This is a genomic window from Paractinoplanes lichenicola (genome assembly GCF_016785085.1).
Taxonomy (GTDB): domain Bacteria; phylum Actinomycetota; class Actinomycetes; order Mycobacteriales; family Micromonosporaceae; genus Actinoplanes; species Actinoplanes lichenicola.
In genome coordinates, this window is sequence record NZ_JAENHO010000001.1 from 445388 (window position 1) to 466314 (window position 20927).

At 71.3% G+C, this 20927-nt stretch carries 19 protein-coding genes; 8 read left to right on the forward strand and 11 right to left on the reverse strand.

Annotated elements, in window-relative coordinates; genetic code table 11:
- Positions 1-23 precede the first annotated feature (23 nt).
- The gene (locus tag JKJ07_RS02040) at positions 24-1796 is read right to left on the reverse strand and encodes a DUF1996 domain-containing protein (protein WP_202989420.1); all 1773 of its coding nucleotides are present in this window, start codon (positions 1794-1796) and stop codon (positions 24-26) included.
- Positions 1797-1931: 135 nt separating this feature from the next.
- On the opposite strand from JKJ07_RS02040, the gene JKJ07_RS02045 reads away from it, so the two are divergent.
- The 3 genes from JKJ07_RS02045 to JKJ07_RS02055 all read left to right on the forward strand — a co-directional run bounded on the left by JKJ07_RS02045 (position 1932) and on the right by JKJ07_RS02055 (position 5931).
- Positions 1932-2765 (forward strand): AraC family transcriptional regulator, encoded by an 834-nt coding sequence (locus tag JKJ07_RS02045; RefSeq protein WP_202989421.1) that lies wholly within the window; start codon positions 1932-1934, stop codon positions 2763-2765.
- A gap of 77 nt (positions 2766-2842) precedes the next feature.
- Complete coding sequence (locus JKJ07_RS02050; RefSeq protein ID WP_202989422.1) at positions 2843-3895, forward strand: iron-siderophore ABC transporter substrate-binding protein; 1053 nt, start codon at positions 2843-2845, stop codon at positions 3893-3895.
- A complete protein-coding gene (locus tag JKJ07_RS02055; protein ID WP_202989423.1) occupies positions 3892-5931 on the forward strand; it encodes an iron ABC transporter permease in 2040 nt (679 codons plus the stop codon). Before JKJ07_RS02050 ends, JKJ07_RS02055 begins: the two co-directional genes overlap by 4 nt.
- On the opposite strand, the gene JKJ07_RS02060 is transcribed toward JKJ07_RS02055, so the two are convergent.
- From JKJ07_RS02060 to JKJ07_RS02080, 5 genes are all read right to left on the reverse strand, one after another.
- Positions 5858-6628: an alpha/beta fold hydrolase gene (locus JKJ07_RS02060; protein ID WP_236028175.1), complete on the reverse strand. Its 771-nt coding sequence runs from the start codon at positions 6626-6628 to the stop codon at positions 5858-5860. The genes JKJ07_RS02055 and JKJ07_RS02060 overlap by 74 nt on opposite strands.
- A gap of 63 nt (positions 6629-6691) precedes the next feature.
- Positions 6692-7657: a carboxypeptidase-like regulatory domain-containing protein gene (locus JKJ07_RS02065; RefSeq protein ID WP_202989424.1), complete on the reverse strand. Its 966-nt coding sequence runs from the start codon at positions 7655-7657 to the stop codon at positions 6692-6694.
- Positions 7658-7777: 120 nt separating this feature from the next.
- The gene (locus JKJ07_RS02070; RefSeq protein ID WP_307834093.1) at positions 7778-9028 is read right to left on the reverse strand and encodes a diguanylate cyclase domain-containing protein; all 1251 of its coding nucleotides are present in this window, start codon (positions 9026-9028) and stop codon (positions 7778-7780) included.
- A complete protein-coding gene (locus JKJ07_RS02075; protein WP_202989425.1) occupies positions 9018-10841 on the reverse strand; it encodes a tetratricopeptide repeat protein in 1824 nt (607 codons plus the stop codon). The genes JKJ07_RS02070 and JKJ07_RS02075 overlap by 11 nt, the downstream gene beginning before the upstream one ends.
- A complete protein-coding gene (locus JKJ07_RS02080; protein WP_202989426.1) occupies positions 10736-11236 on the reverse strand; it encodes a hypothetical protein in 501 nt (166 codons plus the stop codon). The genes JKJ07_RS02075 and JKJ07_RS02080 overlap by 106 nt, the downstream gene beginning before the upstream one ends.
- Positions 11237-11360: 124 nt before the next feature.
- Between JKJ07_RS02080 and JKJ07_RS02085 the strand changes: the two genes are divergently transcribed.
- Complete coding sequence (locus JKJ07_RS02085; RefSeq protein ID WP_202989427.1) at positions 11361-11651, forward strand: hypothetical protein; 291 nt, start codon at positions 11361-11363, stop codon at positions 11649-11651.
- On the opposite strand, the gene JKJ07_RS02090 is transcribed toward JKJ07_RS02085, so the two are convergent.
- Together JKJ07_RS02090 and JKJ07_RS02095 are read right to left on the reverse strand one after the other, a co-directional pair.
- Positions 11625-12059 carry an OsmC family protein gene (locus JKJ07_RS02090; protein ID WP_202989428.1) on the reverse strand — a complete coding sequence of 145 codons (435 nt, stop codon included), beginning with the start codon at positions 12057-12059 and terminating at the stop codon, positions 11625-11627. The genes JKJ07_RS02085 and JKJ07_RS02090 overlap by 27 nt on opposite strands.
- 482 nt (positions 12060-12541) lie before the next feature.
- Positions 12542-13132: a hypothetical protein gene (locus JKJ07_RS02095; RefSeq protein ID WP_202989429.1), complete on the reverse strand. Its 591-nt coding sequence runs from the start codon at positions 13130-13132 to the stop codon at positions 12542-12544.
- Between the two features lie 1420 nt (positions 13133-14552).
- Between JKJ07_RS02095 and JKJ07_RS02100 the strand changes: the two genes are divergently transcribed.
- Positions 14553-15119 (forward strand): response regulator transcription factor, encoded by a 567-nt coding sequence (locus JKJ07_RS02100; protein ID WP_236028177.1) that lies wholly within the window; start codon positions 14553-14555, stop codon positions 15117-15119.
- Positions 15120-15228: 109 nt separating this feature from the next.
- Entirely contained in the window at positions 15229-15795 is a 567-nt protein-coding gene (locus JKJ07_RS02105; RefSeq protein ID WP_202989431.1) for a hypothetical protein, read from the forward strand.
- 68 nt (positions 15796-15863) lie between these two features.
- Here the strand turns inward: JKJ07_RS02105 and JKJ07_RS02110 are convergent, their stop codons facing one another.
- A complete protein-coding gene (locus JKJ07_RS02110; protein WP_202989432.1) occupies positions 15864-17249 on the reverse strand; it encodes a carbohydrate-binding protein in 1386 nt (461 codons plus the stop codon).
- A gap of 151 nt (positions 17250-17400) precedes the next feature.
- Here JKJ07_RS02110 and JKJ07_RS02115 point away from each other — a divergent pair, with 151 nt between their 5' ends.
- Positions 17401-18000, forward strand: coding sequence for a bile acid:sodium symporter family protein (locus tag JKJ07_RS02115; RefSeq protein WP_202989433.1), 600 nt, complete (start codon positions 17401-17403; stop codon positions 17998-18000).
- Here the strand turns inward: JKJ07_RS02115 and JKJ07_RS02120 are convergent.
- Positions 17997-18857, reverse strand: a complete 861-nt coding sequence (locus JKJ07_RS02120) for a phytanoyl-CoA dioxygenase family protein (protein WP_202989434.1) — start codon at positions 18855-18857, stop codon at positions 17997-17999. The genes JKJ07_RS02115 and JKJ07_RS02120 overlap by 4 nt on opposite strands.
- 183 nt (positions 18858-19040) lie before the next feature.
- Positions 19041-20087, reverse strand: coding sequence for an aldo/keto reductase (locus JKJ07_RS02125; protein WP_202989435.1), 1047 nt, complete (start codon positions 20085-20087; stop codon positions 19041-19043).
- 88 nt (positions 20088-20175) lie between these two features.
- On the opposite strand from JKJ07_RS02125, the gene JKJ07_RS02130 reads away from it, so the two are divergent.
- On the forward strand, positions 20176-20790 hold the full coding sequence (locus JKJ07_RS02130; RefSeq protein ID WP_202989436.1) for a TetR/AcrR family transcriptional regulator: 615 nt from the start codon (positions 20176-20178) through the stop codon (positions 20788-20790).
- The last annotated feature ends 137 nt before the right edge of the window (positions 20791-20927 follow it).

Below are 20927 nucleotides of genomic sequence, written 5' to 3' on the forward strand. Positions count from 1 at the left end.
GGGCCCCTGCTTGTGGAGGGCTTCTAGAAGCGGCAGGTGGCACCGCGGTTGAGGCAGGTCACGATCTTGTTCATCGTGCGGGTGGAGTTGACGTTGACGAAGTCGTTGTGGTCGGAGAACGGGTTGTGGTCCTCCTCCGGGAACGAGTCGAGTGCGTACTGGCCCCGGGTCTGCACGTCGCGGGGGATGTCGTACGAGATGGTGATCCGTAGTTGCGGCACGGCGACGAAGCCCTGCGGGCAGGCGCCCTTGGCCCGGTCGGCGAAGGCCAGGTGGTCGCGGTGGTTGGCGCTGTCGGTGTTGCGGCCGTCCCAGCAGCCCGGGAAGTCCTGGACCCGCTGGACCCGGCTCCCGGCGGGGCAGATCGGGTAGCGGTCGGCGAGCCGGTCGGCGAAACCGGAGCAGCTCCACGTGGCGCGGGCGTTGGCCGGGCCGCGGCTGGTGGGCTTGGCGTCGCCGGTCAGTGCGCGCAGGAAGCGGGGCATCGCGACGACCTGGCCGGCGGGGTTGCCGCGGTATTCGATCAGCACCGAGGCTGGGCGCACGATGGTGCCGGTGTTGCCGGGCAGCTCCCGATTCGGGCCCTGCGGATCGGGCAGCGCGCCGGCGGTCGGGGAGGCGGTCGGGGCGCCGCTCGGGGCGGACGGAGAGACAGTCGGAGAGGCGGTCGGGGCGGATGAGGGCGGCGCGCCCGGGTGGTCGCCGCGCTGGTCGAGCGAGCACCCAGCCAAGGCGTTCAAAGAGCCCGGACGGCCGAGGGCGGCGGCGATGCGGTCGAGCACCGCGGCCCGCGACGCCCGCAGCGGGCCCAGCAGCGAGGTGCGACCGGCGACGAGCCGCTGGTTGGCCACGGAGACCTGCCGGTCGAGCTGGGCCAGGGCCCGGTCCACCTCGGCCAGCGCCCGCCGCGGCACACCCGGCAGCTGATCCCGGACGTTCGGGCACCGCACCTGCGCGTTGGCAGAACCGGCCTCGCTGCCGTGGCTCAGGCTCGCGTGGATGGCGTCGTAGCTGACGTCGCAGTCGGTCAGCGAGACCAGGCCGGCCGGGCGGCGCCCACCCGCGGAGCGGATCAGGTCGCCGATCTCGGCGAACGCGGCCGACCGCTGGGCCCGCAACCCTTGCAACACCTCGCCGTTGACCTGCAGGTTCATGCCGCGGACGGCGAGCACGCGCCGGTTGGCCGCGACCTCGGCCCGGTCCAGCTCGGCCAGCCGCCGGTCCACCGCCGCCTTCACGGCCACGGGCACGGCGGGCATCCGCGAGCGCACCGAGGGACAGACCACCGAGCCCGAGGTGTTAGCCAGGGCCTGCCGTACGGTGTCGTCCCCGGCCCGCACCGAGCGGTCGATCCGCACGACCGGCCAGAAATACGACGACTTGTCGCCGTTGCGGCAGGTGGTGCCCCCGGCCGCCAGGTCGGCGTCGGACGAGTCGGCCGTGATGGCCTGGTTGCCGACGAAGTCGTGCAGGTGCTCGGCGCCGTTGCGGATGCCGGGCTGCGCGACCGGGTTGTCCGGGCTGAACTTGCCGTTCCGGTTGACCCCGCAGTCGACAGTGAAGCGGCCGGTCGCGGCGCCGGGGCCGGGTTTCGGGGTGACGACGTTGGCCCGCACGTCCTCGATCGGCACGTAGTCGGAGAGCCGGGTCGCCGCGTCGGCCGAGCCCTGACCGCCGCCGGAGACGAACGTGACGGTCAACGCCCCCGTCGCCGCCAGCACCGCCGCGGCCAGCCCCACCCGTACGGCCCGCGCTCTCGCAGGTGTCTGCCACCGACGCGTCCTCAACGTCCTCATAGCCTTCTCCTAGTTCGCGACGACCGGAGCTGCAGGGCACCGGCTTGCGCGATCGGATACGGCGGCGGACCGGCGCGGCGATCGATATAACGGGCTCACGTCATCGATCCGTAAGGACTGCGTACGCTCGTCGGCATGGTTGCGCGGATCCACGACGAGCTCGGCCTCGCCCCGTGGCGGCGCGACCCCGGCACGGTCGTGCGCCGCGCGGTGTCGGCCGGTGATCCGGCGCCGCGGGCGATCGTCGCCGAGTCGGAGGCCCCGGGCGTGCCGACGGAGTGGCCGTCGCACGCGCACCCGATGCACGAGCTGGTGTGGGTGCGCGGCGGCACGCTGACCTCGCGGATCGGCAACCGGATCCTGACCGTGCCGCCCGGCTTCGGCCTGTGGCTGCCCGCCGGTGTGGTGCACGGGGGCCGGCTCACGGCCGCCGCCCGGCTCCACGACGCGTTCTTCGCCCCCGGCCGCACCCCGGTCGAGTTCGCCGAGCCCACCTCGATCACCATGACTCCCCTGCTCGAGTCGCTGCTGCTCCGCCTGGCCCGTACGGATCTGGACGACGAGGCGCGGGCGCGCACCGAGGCGGTCGTGTTCGACGTGCTCGAGCCGTCGGGCCGGCAGTTCGAGCTGGAGCTGCCGGGCGACCCGAGGATCGACGCGATCGCCGAGACGTTGCTCACCGATCCGGCCGACGATCGCGGCTTGCAGGAATGGGCCGCCTTCCTGGGCATGAGCGAGCGCACCATCACCCGGGCCTTCCGCGAGGCCACCGGGTTGTCGTTCGCGCAGTGGCGGCAGGCGTTGCGCGTGCACGCGGCGCTGGCCCTGCTCTCGGAGGGCGTCGATGTGCAGGGCGTCGCCGAGCGGCTCGGCTATTCGCAGCCGAGCACGTTCATCGCCGCGTTCCGGCGCGTGATGCAGGTAACGCCCGGCGCGGTGATGTCCGGAATCCCCTATCAGCTGTCCTGACTGCGGGATTGCCGACATCTTGATCAACATCTAACGTCCGTGAGGCAAGGCAACCCTTACCGATGCGGAGCCGTTCGATGCCTGCCCTTCACGCACGACTCCTGGCGGCCACCGCCGTGGTCCTGACGATCACGGCCTGCGGCACCACGCAGGTCGACGAGCCCTCCGCCACCGGCTCGGCCACGCCCGTCTCGCAGACCTGTGCGAACGACACCACCGCGACGGCGACCGGCCCGGTCTCGATGACCGACGGCGTGGGCCGCAAGGTGGAGCTCGCGAAGCCGGCCCAGCGGGTCGCCGTGCTCGAATGGCAGCAGACCGAGGACGTGCTCACGCTCTGCCTCAACCCGGTCGCCGTGGCCGACCCCAAGGGCTACGGCACGTATGTGAAGGCCGAGCCGCTGCCTGCGAACGTGACCGACGCGGGCGAGCGCGGCCAGCCCGACCTCGACGCGCTCTACGCCGCGAAGCCCGACCTGATCGTCGTGGAGGCGTTCAAGGCCGACGACGAGATCATCAAGAAGCTCGAGAAGCGGGGCGTGCCGGTGCTGGCCACGGTCGGGGCCGACGCCTCGGGCCAGATCGCGAACATGAAGAAGGTCTTCTCGATGATCGGGCAGGCCACCGGGCGCACCGAGCGGGCCGACGTGGTGCTGCGCCAGTTCGACGAGCACCTGGCCGAGGCCAAGCAGAAGGTGGCGGCCACGAACGTACAGGGGAAGGAATTTCTGTTCTTCGACGGCTGGATCGAGGGCGGCAACGTCGTCGTCCGCCCGTACGGGAAGGGTGCCCTGTTCACCGAGCTCGGCGAGCAGCTCGGCATGACCCTGGCCTGGACCGACAAGATCAACGCGGCGTACGGCAGCGGTGGCGTCGACCCCGCGTACGGGCTCGCGCAGACCGACATCGAGGGGCTGACCGCGGTCGGCGGCGCCACCCTGTTCTACGGCGACGACGAGACGCCGGACAGCTATGTCAAGGAGCTGACCAAGAGCCCGATCTGGACCGCGCTGCCGGCCGTCAAGGAGAAGCGCGCGTACGCCTTCCCGGCCGGGGTGTGGGGCGCGGGCGGCCCGATCTCGAACGAGCAGGCGATCGACGCCTACGTGAAGATCCTGACGCAGCAGTGAAAGCGGCTCGCGGGACGGCCGTGCTGGCCGTCCTGCTGGTCCTGGTCGTCGTGACCGGGTTGTGGCACATCACGCAAGGCACTTCAGGAGCCGGGCTCGCGGATCTGCTGGGGGCACGCACGGACGTCGGCGGCGTTCCGATCATCGATGTGCTGACCGGTTCCCGCTTGCCGCGTGTGCTGGCCGGGATCGCGGTCGGGGTGGCGCTGGGCTCGGCCGGGGCGCTGCTGCAATCGGTCACCCGCAACGCGCTGGCCGCCCCGGACACCCTGGCCGTCACCGCCGGTTCCTACTTCACGCTGTGCGCGGTCGCCGCTTTCGGGCTGGCCGTGCCGGTGTGGGCCTCGGGCGCGGTCGCCTTCGCGGGCGGCCTGCTCGCCGCGGCCCTCGTGCTAGGCCTCGTCGGCACCACGTCCCACCTCCAGTCGACGCGGCTGGTGCTGGCCGGCTCGGCGGTCGCGATGGCCCTCGACGCGGGCACCGCCACCCTGCTCATCCTGTTCAAGGAGAACACCACCGGCCTGTACGCGTGGGGCAGCGGCTCGCTGGCCCAGCTCAACCTGGACGCCGCCGCCCGCGCCACCCCGGTCATCGTCGTCGTGCTCGTCGCCGCCCTGCTGCTGTCGCACCGGCTCGACGTGCTCCGGCTGGGCGACGACGCGGCCGCCTCGCTGGGCGTGCCGATCCGCTCGACCCGGGTCGTCGCGGTACTGCTGGCCGTGCTGCTGACCAGCATCTCGGTCACCTTGGCGGGCCCGCTCGCGTTCGTCGGCCTGGCCGCCCCGGTGGCCGCCCGCCTGGCCGCGAACCGCATCGGCGGCCTGGGCCGGCATGCCTTCCTGATCCCGGCCTGCGGGCTGATCGGGGCACTGCTGGTGCTGCTGGCCGACGCCGTGCTGCGGGCCGTCATGGGCGCCCAGGCCGCCGCCTCGATCCCCACCGGCATTCCGACCTCGCTGCTCGGGGCCGTGGTCATCGTTATGCTGGCGCTCCGGCTGCGCGACGCGGGTACGGCCCGCGAGGCGCCCCGGACGGCCATCCGCTCCCGCCGGCGCTTCCTGACCGTCGCTGCCCTGGCATCCGTCCTGCTCGTCGGCGCCGCGGTGGCCGGGCTCCTGGCCGGCAGCCTGTGGCTGCGTACCGGCGACATCGTGCTCTGGCTGCAGGGCGCCGCGCCGGACCTGATCGACCTGGCCCTCGACGACCGGGCCCCGCGGGTGGCGGCGGCCGTCGCCGCGGGGGCCGCGCTGGCCCTGGCCGGCAGCGTCGTGCAGGGCACGGTGCGCAATCCGCTGGCCGAGCCGAGCATCCTCGGCATCACGGCCGGCGCCGGGCTGGGAGCGGTGTTCGTCGTGACCTCGGGCGTGCCCGGCGGACGGCCCACGCTGATCCTCACGGCCGTCGCCACCGGGCTGGTCACCTTCGCCCTGATCGCGGTGCTGGCCTGGCGGGGCGGGCTGCTCCCCGACCGGTTCCTGCTCATCGGCATCGGCTGCGGTTACGCGCTCAGCTCGGTCAGCACCTTTCTGCTGCTGCGGACCGACCCGTGGGACACGCCGCGCATCCTCACCTGGCTGTCCGGCACCACGTACGGCCGGGAATTTCCCGACGTGCTGCCGGTGGCTCTCGTGCTGCTGGTCGCGACCCCGATCGTGCTGAGCCTGCGTCGCGAGCTCGACCTGCTGGCGATCGACGAGGACACCCCGCGCATCCTCGGCGTGCGGCGGGAGACCACGCGGTTGTCGGTGCTGACGATCGCGGCCGTGGCGGCGGCGGTGAGCGTGGTCGCGGTGGGCGTGGTCGGCTTCGTCGGGCTGGTCGCCCCGCACATCGCCCGGGTGCTGGTCGGTGCGCGGCACGGGCGCATCGTCCCGGTCGCCATGCTGCTCGGCGGGTTGCTCGTCTGCGTCGCGGACACCCTCGGCCGTACGGTCATCGCGCCCGCGCAGATCCCCGCCGGGCTCATGATGGCGCTGATCGGTGCCCCGTATTTCGTGTGGCTGCTGCGCGCACAAAATCCCGGATCAGCGCGCTGACCAGCTCCGGCCGCTCGGCGACCAGCAGGTGCGAGGTGCCGGGCACGATGCACAGCTGCGCGCCGGGGATCGAGGCGGCGATCAGCAGGCTGTGGCCGGGGACGATCGTGTCGCGGTCGGCCGCCATCACCAGCGTCGGCGCGGCGATCCGGGCCAGGTCGGCGGGCTTGATGTGCGGCTCGGTCGTCCAGAGGCGAAAGAGCTTTCCCAGTACGACGTCAGCGCGCTCGGGGCCGTCCGGGGACAACCGCTCGTAGTGCATCCGCTCGACGTCCGGCCTCGGTTCCGGCTCCATTGCTGACAAGGCCCCGGCGGTGTCCTCGAACGCCGACGGGTCGAGGTTCGCGCTGATGGCGACGAGCGAGCGCACCCGTTCCGGGTGGTCGAGGGCCAGCAGCAGCCCGATGATCGCGCCGTCGCTGTACCCGACGACGTGCGCCGACTCGAGACCGACGGCGTCGAGGTAGGCCAGGGTGTCGGCGACCATCCGCTGGTAGTCGTACTCGCCGTCCAGGTCGGCCGAGCGGCCGTGCCCGGGGCGCTCGAACGCGTACACCCGGTGATCGGGGACGAGCGCGTCGGACTGGGGCCGCAGCGACTCGAGCGAGCAGAAACCGCCGTGCAGCAGCAGGACCGGGTCACCCGCGCCGGCGATCTCCGAATACAGGTCGGCGTCGCCGATCCGCAGGTAGGCCATGGCATGACAGTAGGAAGCCGCCCCGGCCGAGTGACGACCGGGGCGGCGTTCAGCGTTGCCGGGTTACTGCGGGGCCACGACCCACAGCAGCTGGTCGTCGACCACAACCGTCTCCCCCGAGGCGACGGTGATGATCTCGGCCGAGTCGTAGTCGGGCTGCTGGTGCGCGTACTGGCGGCCGTCGGCGTTGCTGAACCGCACCTTGTAGCGGCCCGGCTCCAGCAGGCCGCTGAAGTCGTACGTGCCGTCGGCCGCCGTGGTGGTGTCCGACTGGTTGATGGTGTCGACGTTGATGAAGCTGACGTTCACGCCACCGGCCGGCGCCCCCGCGGCGTCGGTCAGGCGGCCCGAGATGCCGGCCAGTGCGGCGGCCCGGTCGGTCAGGCGGACGGTCTGGCCCGAGCGCACGAAGAATCGCGTGGCCTGGGCCGGGTCGAAGGTGTGGGGCACGTACTGGCCGAGCGCGCCGGCCTGGTAGTTGACGATGAAGGTCTGGTTGGGCTGGACCCGGAGCCGGAAGGTGCCGTCGGCCTCGGTGAGCGTGGCGTGCTGGGAAGCGGTGTTGTCGTTCGTCACGTTGACCGGCGCATTGGCCAGCGGCTTGCCGTCGGGGGCGAAGAGCCGGCCGGCGAGGAAGCCCGTCGCGGTGACGACGCTGTTGGCGGTGGTGGTGCGGTTGGCCCGCACCCGGTAGGTCTGGGCCTGGTCCGGGTTGCTGATCCGGCCCGGGGCCCACTCCGACCAGCCGCCCAGGCCGATCTGAATCTTGTAGGTGCCGGCCTCGAGGCCCGAGATCGTGAACCGGCCCCGGCTGTCGGCCTGCAGCTCCTGCACGGCGTCGCTGGACGGGTTGACGTAGACGGCGACGGAGGCGTCCGGGACGACGGCGCCGCGGGTGTCGCGGACGATGCCGGTGATGCTGCCGGTCGGGTCGGCGGCGAGGGCCGGCCCACCGACGGACGTCGCGGCGACGACCCCGGCCAGGGTGGCGGCGAGGATCGAGCGGCGGCGAACTGCGTTCAACTGCACGTGAGGTCTCCCTTGCGGTGTGTGAGGTGAGGGAGACGTTATTGAGGCGGGGCGGCCCTCCGGCGTACGGGGAAAGGGTTTGGCACGAAGCCAGGAGCACGAAGGTCCACTCGCGACTCGTCAGGCCGCGGCCGGGCGGCGGATCGCGCGTTTTGTGCGATACATGGCGGCGTCGGCGGCCGCCAGCACCTCGTCCGGGGACTGACCCGGGGCGGCTACGGCACATCCGATGCTGCCGCCCGCGCGGGCCGGTCCGCCGTCCACCATGAACTCCTCGCCGAAACACGAGCGCACTGCCTCGGCCGTACGCTCGGCCTCGGCGACGCCGGCCCCGGGCAGCAGCACGGCGAACTCGTCCCCACCGAGCCGGGCCACTGTCGCGTCCGGCCCGCAGACCCCGCTCACCCGCTCGGCCACCCCGCGCAGCAGGTCGTCGCCCGCCTGATGCCCCAGCGTGTCGTTGATCGCCTTGAAACCGTCAAGATCGATCAAGAGCACCCCGTACGACTCCCCGGCCGTCTCGAAGCGCTGCCACAACAGGGCGCGGTTGGGCAGCCCGGTCAGCGCGTCGTGGAAGGCGGCCCGCTGCAGCCGCTCCTCGTAGTCGCGCTGCGCCGTCACGTCGGCCAGCCCCACGATCGTGCCGTTCTCGACCCGTACGGTCTCGGCCAGCGCCCGCGCGACCGTCCCGTCCCCGCGGACCAGCCGCAGCTCCAGCCCCGCCGACCCGGCCGGCAGCCGCCGCAGGTCGACCGGGGCGCCGTCACCGCCGTACGCGCGCAACTGCTCGAGCGGACCGGTGAGCGCCGCCGCGGCCGGGTTGCTGAGAATGATCTCGCCGTCGTCCCCCACCACGATCACCGGCGACGGCAGCCGCAGCAGCAACTCGGCCCGCTCGCGGCTCTGCGCCTCGATGCGCCGCAGCAGCACCTGCATGCCGTAGACGAGAAAGCCGACCAGCATGCCGCCGGTCGCCCCCGGCTGCACCCCGATCCCCGCCACCAGCGGCACGACGATCGAGACCACCATGTAGCCGACGATCATCGGAACGAGCCGCCGCAACGACCCGGAGACGGCCCGGAAGAACAGCAGGAAGTAGATCGGGCCCAGCACCGGGTCAAGATTGCCCACCACGACGATCGCGACCGAGAAGGCGGCCAGCTCCAGCAGGTCAACCACGATCGGGGCCAGGCGGCCGAGGCGATACTCGAGGAACCGCACCAGCACCACCATGGTGAGCACGCCACCCCCGACGACCGCGGCGAACCACGAGGCGCCCGTCAGGCTCACGTGCACCACCGACATCAGGGAAGCGGGCAGCATGCACAGCAGGAACGACAGACGCAGCGTCCGCAACAGGTCACGACTCACCGCCTGATCGTGCCCGACCCGCCTCACCGTCCCGGACCATCCCGGGTGCGATCCGGTTAGCTCGTTTTTCGCGGGCCCGGACCAGCCCGGCACGTGCGCGGACCACCTCGTCGCGGGTATCGCTCTCGGTCGCGCTGACCAGCGCCTCGGCGTAGAACTCGGCCGCGTCGTCCGGACGACCGGCGGCCAGGGCGGCGTCCCCCAGCCCGTTCAGCGACAAGGCCTGCCCGGACCGGTCACCGGTGACCCGCGCGACGGCCAGCGCCCGGCGGTGGTGCTCCGCGCCCTCGTCCGGCCGGCCCATCCGGATGCACAGATCGCCGATGGTGGCGATGACGTCGCTTTCGGCGTCGCGATGCCCGGACTGCCGAATGGTCTCCAGCGCCTGGCGCAGGTGGCGGCCCGCCGCCTCGAGCCGGCCGAGCCGCATCTCCGTCTCGCCCAGCCCGTGCAGGGCGTACGCCTCGTTCGACCGGATGCCTAGGCTTCGCGCCTGGTCCGCCGCCTCGATGAAGAAGCCGGCCGCCGCGGAGAACTCGCCCCGGTGCAGCGAGACGAAGCCCAGGGCGCACAACGAGCTCCCCCGTCCCTCCAGGTCACCGGCGAGCCTGTAGAGAGTCAAGGCCTGGTGGAGAACGCCGGCCGCCTCCTCGTAGCGGCCGGGCTTGATCAGTGACATGCCCAGACAGTCCAAGGCGCGGGCCTCGCCCGCTTGATCCCCTGTCCGCCGGAAGACCTCGCGGGCGCGACGGTGATACGCGGCCGCCTCGCCGTGCTGACTCAGCCAGAAGTGCGCGACACCGAGATCGGTCAGGGCGTGCCCCTGCCCGATCTCGTCGCCGGTGCGCACGGCGACACGGTAGGCGTGTCCGTGCACGGCCAGGGCGTCCGTGTGGTGGCCGCCGCTGAGGTAGAGGAAGAGCACGCGGGCCAGGGTGACGGTGTGGGCCGCGGACTCCTGCGCGGCCGCGGCGATCAGGTTCGGGCGCTCGGTGTCGAGCCAGTCGCGGGCGGCACCCGGCTCGGCCAGGCGCGGGTCGGGGACGGCGCCGGGCGGCACCGGACGCCCCTGGAGATAGCGGGTGACATCCCCGTACAGGGTGGTCACCGCGGCCGCGGACGTCGCCAGGTAGTGGTCGAGGAGGCGATCGAGGGTGGCCCGGCGGTCGCCCGGCGGGTCCTCGTCGCGGGCCCGGCCGATCGCGTACGCACGGACGAGGTCGTGGAACGCGTACCGGCCGGGCGCGGCCGCCTGCAGCACGTGGTCGGCGCGCAGCCGGTCGAGGCGGCCCTCGGCGGTGAGCAGATCGCTGTCGTCCAGCGCGGCCGCCGCGTACGCGTCGAAGTCCTGCCCCGGGTGCAGCGCGAGCCGCCGCAGCAACGCGCGGATGTCGGTGGGCAGGCGCAGATACGACAGGTCCAGCGCGGCCTCGACCCCGTTCTCGAGGCGCCGGTCCGCGTGCCGCTCGTCGAGCCGGTCGGCGTGGTCGGTCAGCGTCCAGCCCGGCGTCCGGCGGATGTGCCCGGCGACCAGGCTCAATGCCAGCGGCAGGCGCCCGCAGCGATGGGCGATCCGGGCGGCCGCCTCCTCGTCCGCCTTGGTGCAGGCGGTGGGCAGCAGAAAGGTCTGCGCTTCCTCGGCGGTGAAGACGTCCATCGTGAGGTGGGTGGCCGGGGCCAGCTCGGTCAGGCTGTGCCGGCTGGTGATCAGCGTGGCGCAGCCCGGCGTGCCCGGCAGCAGCGGCGCGGCCCCGGCCATACCCTCGATCGCCGAGATGACCACCGCGTCGCCGCGCGCTCGGCGGCCCGGCACAGCCGATCGAGCTCCGCGGCCCGGCCGGTGAAGTCGGCCAGGTCGGGCGGCAGCCGGTCGTGCACACGCACCTGGGACGCGGCCTCGCTCTCGCCCGCGATCGCGCGCAGCGCCTGACGCCACTGGGCCACATACCCCACGTCGGGGTGCAGCGCCTCGACGACCGCCGCCACCAGATCGTCGTTGAGCCGGCGCCGGCCGGGACGGAAGCAGTCGGCCACCGTGGACCGGCGCGCCAGCTCGAGCTCCGGGCGCCCGGCCGCGACCCAGCCCGCGTTGACCCGTTCGGTGATCGTCTCGTACGACGGCCGGCCCGCCCACGCCTTCAACCGGCGCAGCTCCTCGACGACGCCGTCGACGTCGCCCGCCCGGGCCGGATCGGGAGGACCCGCCATGCATCCGAAACTATCAATCTCCGTGGCCCGCTCTGTCGGTCAACGGACTCTTGGCACCATCTGTCTTGCTCCGGGGTCATCCGGACTTCGGTTCTCCCCGGCCGGGTCCTCCGACACTCGGCTCATGGACTGGGACGCGGACATCGAGATCGTCACCGACCTGGACCCGGCCCGGGTCGACGACATCCTGGCCGAGGTCGAGGAGGACGTGCTGGCCCGCTACGACCCGCGGGAGGGGGTGCTGCGGCTCCGCCACCGGCTGCGGGCCGCGCACTACGGCGCCGCGCTGGTCGAGACCGCGGCCTGGCTCACCGGCGAGGCGCTTCCGGCCGTACGGCGGCAAGCCCGCGGCGGCCTCGTGCTGCGGCTCACTATGGCCCCGCGCGGTCTACCTCTCGCCGACCTGGAAGGTTGAGACCGGCGTGCCCAGCTCCACGGTGCGCGAGACGGTGCACAGGCGGTCGTGCGACAGCCGGATCACCCGGGGGGCCGCCTCGCGCGCGCGGTCGCCCTCCGGCCCGGGCGGGAACTTCAGGTCGAATTCCACCTCGAGATTCTCCATCCGGTTGGCGCCGTCCTCGTCCCGGACCTTGTCGCCCCGCACCCTGATCACAAACCGCTCCGGCTTCCCGCGACGGCTGGTCACCACGTCGACGTCGATGCCGGAGCAGCCGCCGATGGCCGCGAGCAGCAGCTCGACCGGGGTGAAGTGCTCGTCGTCACCGGTGCCCAGGGCCAGGACCCCACCCCGTACGTTCCGGATCTCGTACGCGCCGACACTGGTCCGCTCGATCTCCACCGACCGCTGGTTCTCACTCGTCATGCCCGGGGACGCTACGCGCCTTTGATCAACGCCCGGAATACGGCACACCGGTTTTGGTGTCGCTCCCTGGCGAACGGGTAGGCAAACATCGATGGATTGGTCGGGAGGTGGATTGTGGCAGTTCAGCGCGCTGCCCGTCTTCTTTTCATGATCGGATTGGTGGGGGCCGCGTATTTCGCGCTCAGCCTTTTCGACCATGCCGCCCGCGCCGACAATAGTCAGACCGATCCACTCGTAAAGGCGGCCACAGCCGGCATTGGCACGTCCGATTCGCCCTCGAAAGCCGAGTCCTCGCGGCCCGCTCCGGCCTCCGGCAAAACAGGGCGGCTGCTACGGCCGACGACCGATCACGCCAAGCCGGAACGCCAAAAGATCACCTCCGGAGAGCAGTCACGCCAAAGCGTCCCGCTCAAGGCACCTCACCAAAAGGCAGCACCGGCCGAATCGACGCCGCAGCGGGCTGCGCCCCAGAAAACGACACTTCAGAAGGTCGCCGCTCCGACAACGACCCGCCAGCCAACCGCCGCCCGCAAGCACACGCCACAGAAGGCCCTACCTCCGAAGACAACGCCGCGGAAAGCCACCGCCCTGACGGCGTCTGACCAGCCGGCCGCCTCGCCGAAGAGAACGCCAGACCGAGCCGCAGCCGAAAAGGCGACGCCGCTGAGGGCCGTCATCCCGGAAACAGCCTCCCCAAAAACCACCCCTCCTAAGCAGACGCTGCAGCGGGCCGCATCCCGGACGACGAAGGCCGTTGCTCGGACGACGACCGCGCGGACGGCGCTGCCTCTCAAAGTGGCCCACCCGGGGATCACGCTCCACAGCAACCCTTCCTCGAAGATCTCGTCCCCGAGACTCGCCGCGCCGAAGACAACACCGCTCAACGGGTCCTCGCCGAAGACAACACCGCTGAACACGTACTCGATGAAGACGGCGCCGCTCAGGACTACCGCGCTGGAGACCGCAGCCCAGAGGACGGCGTCGCTGCGGACGGCCCGGCTGAAGGCGGCTCCCCTGGACGCCATCCCTTCGAAAGCGGCCTCGCTGAGAAGCGCGCCCCTTGAAGGCGCCATCCCTTCAAACGCGGCCCCGCTGAGGAGCGCGCCCCTTCAGGTGGCCCCGTGGAAAAAGGTCGAACGGCTACGGCTCGTTGTCACTCAGGCGGACAGGCCGGAGGGCGTGGCGCCGATTCTCCAGGCGGACCTCGGCCGGTGGGACCCGTCTCGTGGGGTTCAAGCGGAGGTCGATTCCTTCTTCGGATTCGGCGGCCACCCGGTATCGGCCCTCCGGGGTACGGCGCGGCCGACCACCGACGCGCTCGCGACATCGCTCACTCAGCGTGTCACCGTGCGGGTATCGGCCCTTCGGGCTACGCCGCGACCGGCCAACGACGCGCTCGCTCAGCTTGTCACCCTGCGGGTGCCGGCCCTCCGGGCTACGCCGCGACCGGCCACCGACGCGCTCGCTCAGGTTGTCACCGTGCGGGTGGCGGCTATTACCGGGACGACGGAGCGAGTCGACGTTCCGAGACTCACCGTTCGCACCCTTCCGGATTTATCCAACCGCGCGCTTCTCTCTCGATTGATCGCCGATCTCTCAGCTCTGGCACCACGGGCGACGCCGGCCCTGCCGGGACCGGTTCGTCCGGTCATGGCGATGATCGAAGAGCTGACGCACCAGGGCCCGTCGACCGTCCCGGTCACAACGGCACTCAGCCGACTGACACAACAAGGCTTACCAGCTCCTCAGACCGCAGCGGCACTCGATCGGCTGACAGGACAGAGCTTGCCAGCGTCTCAGGCCACTGCGGCACTCGACCCGCTGACAGGACAGGGCCTACCAGCTCCCCAGGCCACAACGGCACTCGACCCGCTGACACGACAGGGTCTGCCCGCTGCCCCCACCACAATTCCGCTTGATCGACTGACGGGGCGAGGTCTGCCGGCTCCTCCGGCCACGGCAACGCTCGATCAGGTGACACAACGGACATTGCTGGCTGCCCCGGCTCTGGCGGCTCTTCAACAGTTGACGCGGCAGGCCCTTCCGGCGCCTCGAAACCAGCCGGCGTTGGTTCGGGAGCTTGAGCGTGCGGCATCGAGTGCTTCCGCGCCAATCATTCGCGAGCAGGCAAAACGGTCCAGCGGGCCCATTCCCGCGCCTGCCTCTCCCCCGCGGCCTGTCAACGGTCAATCGGCCGGTGGCGGGCATCTGCGTGACGCCGGTGGTGGCGCCGCGCCTCCGACGGGCACTGTCCCGTCCTCGTGGCGGCCGGAGATCGCCTCCGGCGCCGCCGAACAGCCCGCGGACGTCGTCGCCGCCGGGCGAAGTGTTCGTTACAGCGGTCCTCCCAGCTGATTCCGCGGTTCGGAATCGGGCCGTCGCCGAATCTGGCGTCGGTCACCGGCCGGCTCCGGAAAACCGAGGACGCCGGCCTTCCCACCGCGAAATCCTGGCTGGGAGGCCATTGTGATCCGCATTCTGCTTGTTGAACCGATGAATCTGTTGCGCGGCGCCCTGGCCGCGACCCTGTCGTTGGAAGAGGATTTCTCCGTCGTCGCCGAGGTCGGCTGTCTCGCCGCCGCGGTCGACATGGCCCGCGCCGTGCCGCCCGAGGTGGCGGTGGTCAACGTCGAGTTGCTGACCGAGGACGGTTTGCCGCTGCTGGCCCGCCTGGGTTGCGCCACGCTGGTGGTGGCCGGTCCGGAGGCCCGCGTACGGCTCAATCGCGCGCTCGACGTGCACGTGGGCGGGGTCGTCGGCACCCACGCCGCGCCGTCGGAGCTGGTGCGGGGCATCCGGCGGCTGGTCCGCGGCGAGCGGGTCATCGACGCCGGGCTGGCCGTGGCCATGGTCGCCGCGCCGCGCAGCCCGTTGTCGGAGCGGGAGCTGCATGTGCTCACCGTGGCCGCGTCGGGGGTGCCGGCGGCCGAGGTCGCGGCCACGCTCAACCTGACCGCGGGCACGGTCCGCAACTACATCTCGGTGATCCTGCGCAAGACCGGGGCCCGCAACCGGCTCGAGGCCGTACGGGTGGCCGAGCACGCGGGCTGGCTGCAGTGATCATGACTGATGTCATGCCGGCCGATGACACCGCTCACTGGGACCGGACCCGGCGGGCATCGAGGCTTATCGGTGGAAGTCACACAAATCCTGATCACCAGGAGGAACGATGACACACCGGCAACGAATCTCGATGATCGTGGTGGCTGTGGTCGCGGCGCTGGGGCTCGCCTCGGTGGGCGCCAACGCGGCCGCCGCCGCCCCGGTCACCAGGGCGCCCGCCCCGGTCGCCGCGGCCGCCGTGCCCAGCACCCCGGTCACCGGCACGTTCACGGACGCGGCCGGCGGCACCGGCACCTTCACCGGCGCCTTCACGCCCACGAAGTTCGTGGCGCAGAACGGCAACCTCCTGGCGACCGGCAAGCTGACCGGCACGATGACCGACTCGACCGGCACCTCCCTGGGCACGGTCAACCAGTCGGTCAACGCGCCCGTCGCGATCGCGCAGGCCACGTGCCGGGTGCTCGACCTCGTGCTCGGCCCGCTGCACCTCGACCTGCTCGGCCTGACGGTCGACCTCAACCAGCTGCACCTGGTGATCAACGCGGTGTCGGGCCCGGGCAACCTGCTCGGCAACCTGCTGTGCGCGATCGCCGGCCTGCTCGACCCGGTCCCGAGCGCCGGCGCGCTGGCCGCACTCCTCAACTTCTTGCTCGCCCTGCTCGGTCAGCTCTGATCGGCCGCACCAGCAAGAGCCGCGCCCGTCCCCCCGGGCGCGGCTCCGCTGTGTTCTCGATCAGGAGGTCACCGGCGGAACTGGATCCAGTTGACGTTGACGAAGTCGTTGGGCTGCCCGCTGGTGAAGGTCAGGAAGACCGTGTGCCGCCCCGACACGTTGGACACGTTGCCGGGCACGGACCGCCAGCTCTGCCACCCGCCGGTGTTGCCGAGCGCGAAGCTCCCGATCGGCGCGTTGCTCCGGTTGTCTATCCGCACCTCGACCAGCCCGCTGATGCCGGCCGCGGCCCCCGACGCCACCCGGGCCACGAAATCCCGTACGCCGCCCGAACCGAACTCGACGTTGTTGAACTGCACCCAGTCGCCGCTGCGGATGGCGCCGATGTTCTGCCCGCCCTCGCCGGCCGTCTCGACGATCACGCCGGACTGCGCGTCGAACGATTCGGCCTGGATTTGCGCGTACGCGTCCCGGACGCCCCCGGGCGGCGGGGTGGTGGGCGGTGTCGTCGGCGGCGTGCTGCCCCCGCCCCGGGTGTAGACGGCGACGTAGTCGACCAGCATCGGCGCCCCGGGCACGGTGGCCGAGGTCGGCGTGCCGAAGCCGGCGACCCCGTTGGGGAACCCGCCGCCCATGGCCACGTTGAGCAGGATGTGATAGCCGGCGTGGTTGGTCATGTTGCCCCAGTGCGGCTCGCCGATCTGGTTCTGGTTGACCGAATGGAACTGCTGACCGTCCACGTACCACCGCAGTTGGTTGGGCGACACGCTGCGGTCCCACTCGAAGGCGTACGTGTGGAAGTTGCCCTGGCAGGTCGAGCCGGGGCAGGCCCGGCTGGCGCCGATGCCGTTGGTCTCGTTGCACGGCCCGCCCGGGTTGACGCCGCAGTGCAGCACGCCCCAGACGGAGTTGATGCCGTTGACGTTCTCCATCACGTCGAACTCGCCGATGGCGGGCCAGCTGTAGCGGTCGTTGCGGTACGGCGCGCCGAGCGCCCAGAACGCGGGCCAGTAGCCGAGCGCCGCGTTGCCGGTGACGTTGGGCATCTGGATGCGGCCCTCGAGGCGCAGCACGCCGCCGGCCGGGGCCTTGAAGTCGGTGCGCTGGGTCTCGATCCGGGCCGAGGTCCACTGGCCGGAGCCGTTGCGCAGCGGCGTGATGCGCAGGTTGCCCGCGCCGTCGTGCGCGACGTTGCTGGTGCTGTTGGTGTAGGTCTGGATCTCACCGGTGCCCCACTGCGGCGGCCCGCCGGGATAGCTGGTGCCGGTGTCGATGATCCAGTTGGCGCCGCTGGGGAGGGTGTTCGCGGCGCCGGTGAAGTCGTCGGCCCAGACCTGGGTCCAGCCGCTGGGCGGTGGGGGCAGGGCGGCGTTGGCGGCGACGGCCATGGCGGCCGAGCCGGTCAGGGCGACGGTCGCGGCCACGACGGCCAGGAGACGGGTGCGGATAGTCATGGACTTGCCCTTCTCGTCGGGCTTCGCACAACTGAGGGAGCGCTCTCAGAGAAGTTTCGAGTCCGTTAAGTGACCATGTCAAACATGAACTGATGTCGATGTCCGTTCGGGCAATGGGGGCCGGAGCGACGCTCGGGCACAATGCCGCAGCATGGACTCGCCATTGACGACCGTCGGTCTGCCCGTCGCGCTCGGGATCATCATGCTCGGCCTCGGTCTCGGCCTGACGGTGGCCGACTTCTGGCGGGTCGTGGCCTATCCCCGGGCCGCCCTGATCGCGCTCGGCTGTCAGGTGCTGCTGCTGCCCGCGCTCTGCTTCGCCCTCGTCGTCGCGCTCGACCTGCCGGCCGTGCTCGCGGTCGGGATGATGTTGCTGGCGGCGTCACCCGGTGGCACGACGGCCAACCTCTACAGCCACCTGTTCGGCGGGCACGTGGCCCTCAACGTCACGCTGACCGCGGTCAACTCGGTGCTCGCGGTGGTCACGCTGCCGATCGTCGTGAACCTCTCGGCGGGGTACTTCCTGGACGGCGCCGGATCGCTCGGCCTGCAGTTCGACAAGGTGGTCCAGGTCTTCGCAATCGTGCTCGTACCCGTGGCGGTCAGCCCGGCCCTGCTCGGCAACACCGAGATGGCGATCCCGGCCGCCGTCTACGGCGTGGTCATGTTCTTCACCGCCGCCGCCTTCGGCTACCTCGTTACCCGGCAACGCGAGCGTGAGGTGGCCGAAGGCGGCAGCAGAACGGCTTAGGAGCGGACGCGCTTCTCGGCGCCGACCTCGTACGGGATCGGCTCCCAGGCGGCGTTCTTGCCGACCGAGTCGTCGCCCTCGATCTCCGCGGCCACGTCCCAGATGTTCAGGCCCGCGTTCTTGGCCTCCTGCCGGGTCTCGTCGTCGTAGACCGAGGCCTTGAAGGAGTTGATCAGGTACGTACGGGTCTTCATGTATTCGACGTAGCGGTGGTGGTGCGCGTCGTCGAGGCCGAGCGCGGCGAAGACCGCCACCCGGTCGCCGTCGGCCTTGGCGACCCGCCACTTGGGCAGGGTCGGCACGTCCTTGGGCTCCGGGAAGACCCACTTCGGGAACTTGTAAAGCGCGCCGTTGCCGCTGTGCGTCGTGCGCATGCTCCACACCGCGAGATCACCGGGACGCGTACGGACATAGATGTTCTTGCCGTAGTTGTGATCGGTGGTGTTGTGCGACTTGGCGCGCAGGTTCAGGCCACCCGTGTGCGAATAGTGGTCCTGCAGGTAGATGCCGAACCGCAGCAGCGTGTAACGGCCCTTCCAGTCCGGCCCCTTGGGGTCCTTGCGGTCCACGTTGTCCTTGTGGAAACCGCGCTGGCTGGAATTGATCGTGAACGAGCTGTCCCCCGAATACCAGATGTCGTCGCTGCCGAGAAGCTGCTTGGCGACGCTCACGAAGCGGCCGTCGGTCAGCGTGTGCCGCATCTTCGGGTTGGAGAGAAGATCGCCGGGACCACGACCGCGCGAGGCCATGGCGGCCTCCCGGATACGCTGGATCTCATCGCGCGTGTAGGCGTTACGGATGATCTGATATCCGTTTTCCCAGAACGCGTTCGTGTCGACGTTCAACTCGTTGGCCATTGATCCCTCATCCGCTTGCTCGACGTATTACCGAAGGCAACGAAGCCGGATTCGGCTCCCCCGTTGCACGCAGTGAAGCTTCGGTGGCCGACGCGCACGGCACAACGGCCGGATCGAATAAATCTCGCTTTGCAGGCGTCGTGAAACCGTCGTGAAGCCGAATTGAAGCCACCCGTCCGCGGATCAAGCGACGCGGGCTACCGGGGGTGGGTTGAGACGAGCGAATCCTTCCTGCCGCTCGTACGGGAAATAGGGGTAGGGCGCCGGGCGCGCGCTCGCCGCGTCGAGCCGGGCCACCTGCTCGTCGGTGAGCGCCCAGCCGACCGCACCGATGTTCTGCCGCAGCTGCTCCTCGGTGCGGGCGCCGATGATCACGGTGGCCACCGAGGGCCGGCGCAGCAGCCAGTTCACGGCGATCTGGGGCACCGCCCGGCCGGTCTCGCGGGCCAGGTCGTCGAGCACGTCGACCACGCGGAACAGCTGCTCGTCGTCGACCGGCGGCCCGTACGCGGCGGTGGCGTGCAACCGGCTGGCCTGCGGCACTGGCACTCCGCGCCGGATCTTGCCGGTGAGCCGGCCCCACCCCAGCGGGCTCCACACCATCGCGCCGACCCCCTGGTCGAGCCCGAGCGGCATCAGCTCCCACTCGTAGTCGCGGCCGATCAACGAGTAGTAGACCTGGTGGGCGACGTATCGGGAACGGTGGTCGCGGTCGGCTACGGCGAGCGACTTCATCAGCTGCCAGCCGGAGAAGTTGGAGGCGCCCAGATAGCGGATCTTGCCCGCCCGCACGAGATCGTCCAGCGCCGACAGCACCTCCTCGACCGGGGTGCCGGCGTCGAAGGCGTGCAGCTGGAACAGGTCGAGGTGGTCGGTGCCGAGCCGGCGCAGGGCGGCCTCGACCGTACGGATCAGCCGGGCCCGGGAGGTGCCCAGGTCGTACGGACCCTCGCCCATCGGCAGCCCCGCCTTGGTCGACAGCAGCACCTCGTCGCGCCGGCCCTTGATCGCCTGCCCCAGCACCTCCTCGGACGCGCCGCCGGAGTAGACGTCGGCGGTGTCGAACATGGTGATCCCGGCCTCGAGGCAGATGTCGACGAGGCGCCGGGCCTCCCGAGCGTCCGTGCTGCCCCAGGCCCCGAACAGCGGCCCCGAGCCGCCGAAGGTGCCGGCGCCGAAGCTCAGGGCGGGCACGGTCAGCCCGGAGGCCCCCAACCGTCGATACTCCATGACCACTCCTCCACCTAATGGAACTGCGGTTCCGTTAACGTGTGGCTACGATAGCAGCGAAACGCCTTAACGAAACTGGAGTGTCGTTATGACGGTCGGCACTATCCGGCCCGGGGGACGGACCGCCCGCGTACGGGCCGCTGTTCTGGAGGCCGCCGCGGACGCGCTCGTCGAGGGCGGGTTCGACCGGCTCGACCTGGCCGACGTGGCGCGGCGGGCCGGGGCCGGCAAGACGACGGTCTACCGCCGGTGGGGCACGGCGGCCGGGCTGGTGGCCGACCTGCTGGCCGACATGGCGGAGCAGTCCTCCCCCCGTACGGACTTGGGGTCGTTGCTCGAGGACCTGCGGGCGAACGCACGACTGGTGCAGCGCACGCTGACCGACCCGCGGCAGGGCGCGTTGTTCCGGGCCGTGATCGTGGCCGCCGCCGGGGACGCGCGGGCCGCCGAGGCGCTGCACCGCTTCTACGCCGTCCGCATCGCCGAGTGGTCGTCGTGTGTGGACGACGCGGTCGCCCGGGGCGAACTGCCGGGCGGCACCGACGGCGCCGAGGTGATCCGGGCGGTGTCGGCGCCGCTCTATTACCGGCTGATGATCAGCAAGGAGCCGATCGACGAGGCCGCCGCCGACCGGGCCGCCGAGGCCGCGACCGCCGCGGCGCGGGCCGGGGTGTTCGTGCGCTCAGCAGGCGCGGTCGAGTAGGGTCCGTTTTATGACTGGGGTGGGTGCGAGGCCGGGTCCAGATTTCGTCTGGTGGTGGCCCGGGGAAGCCTGGCTCCCGGTGTTGGAACCTGGCTTTCCCTCAGGCGCCGCCAGGCGGGATCTGGGCCCTGCCGTAG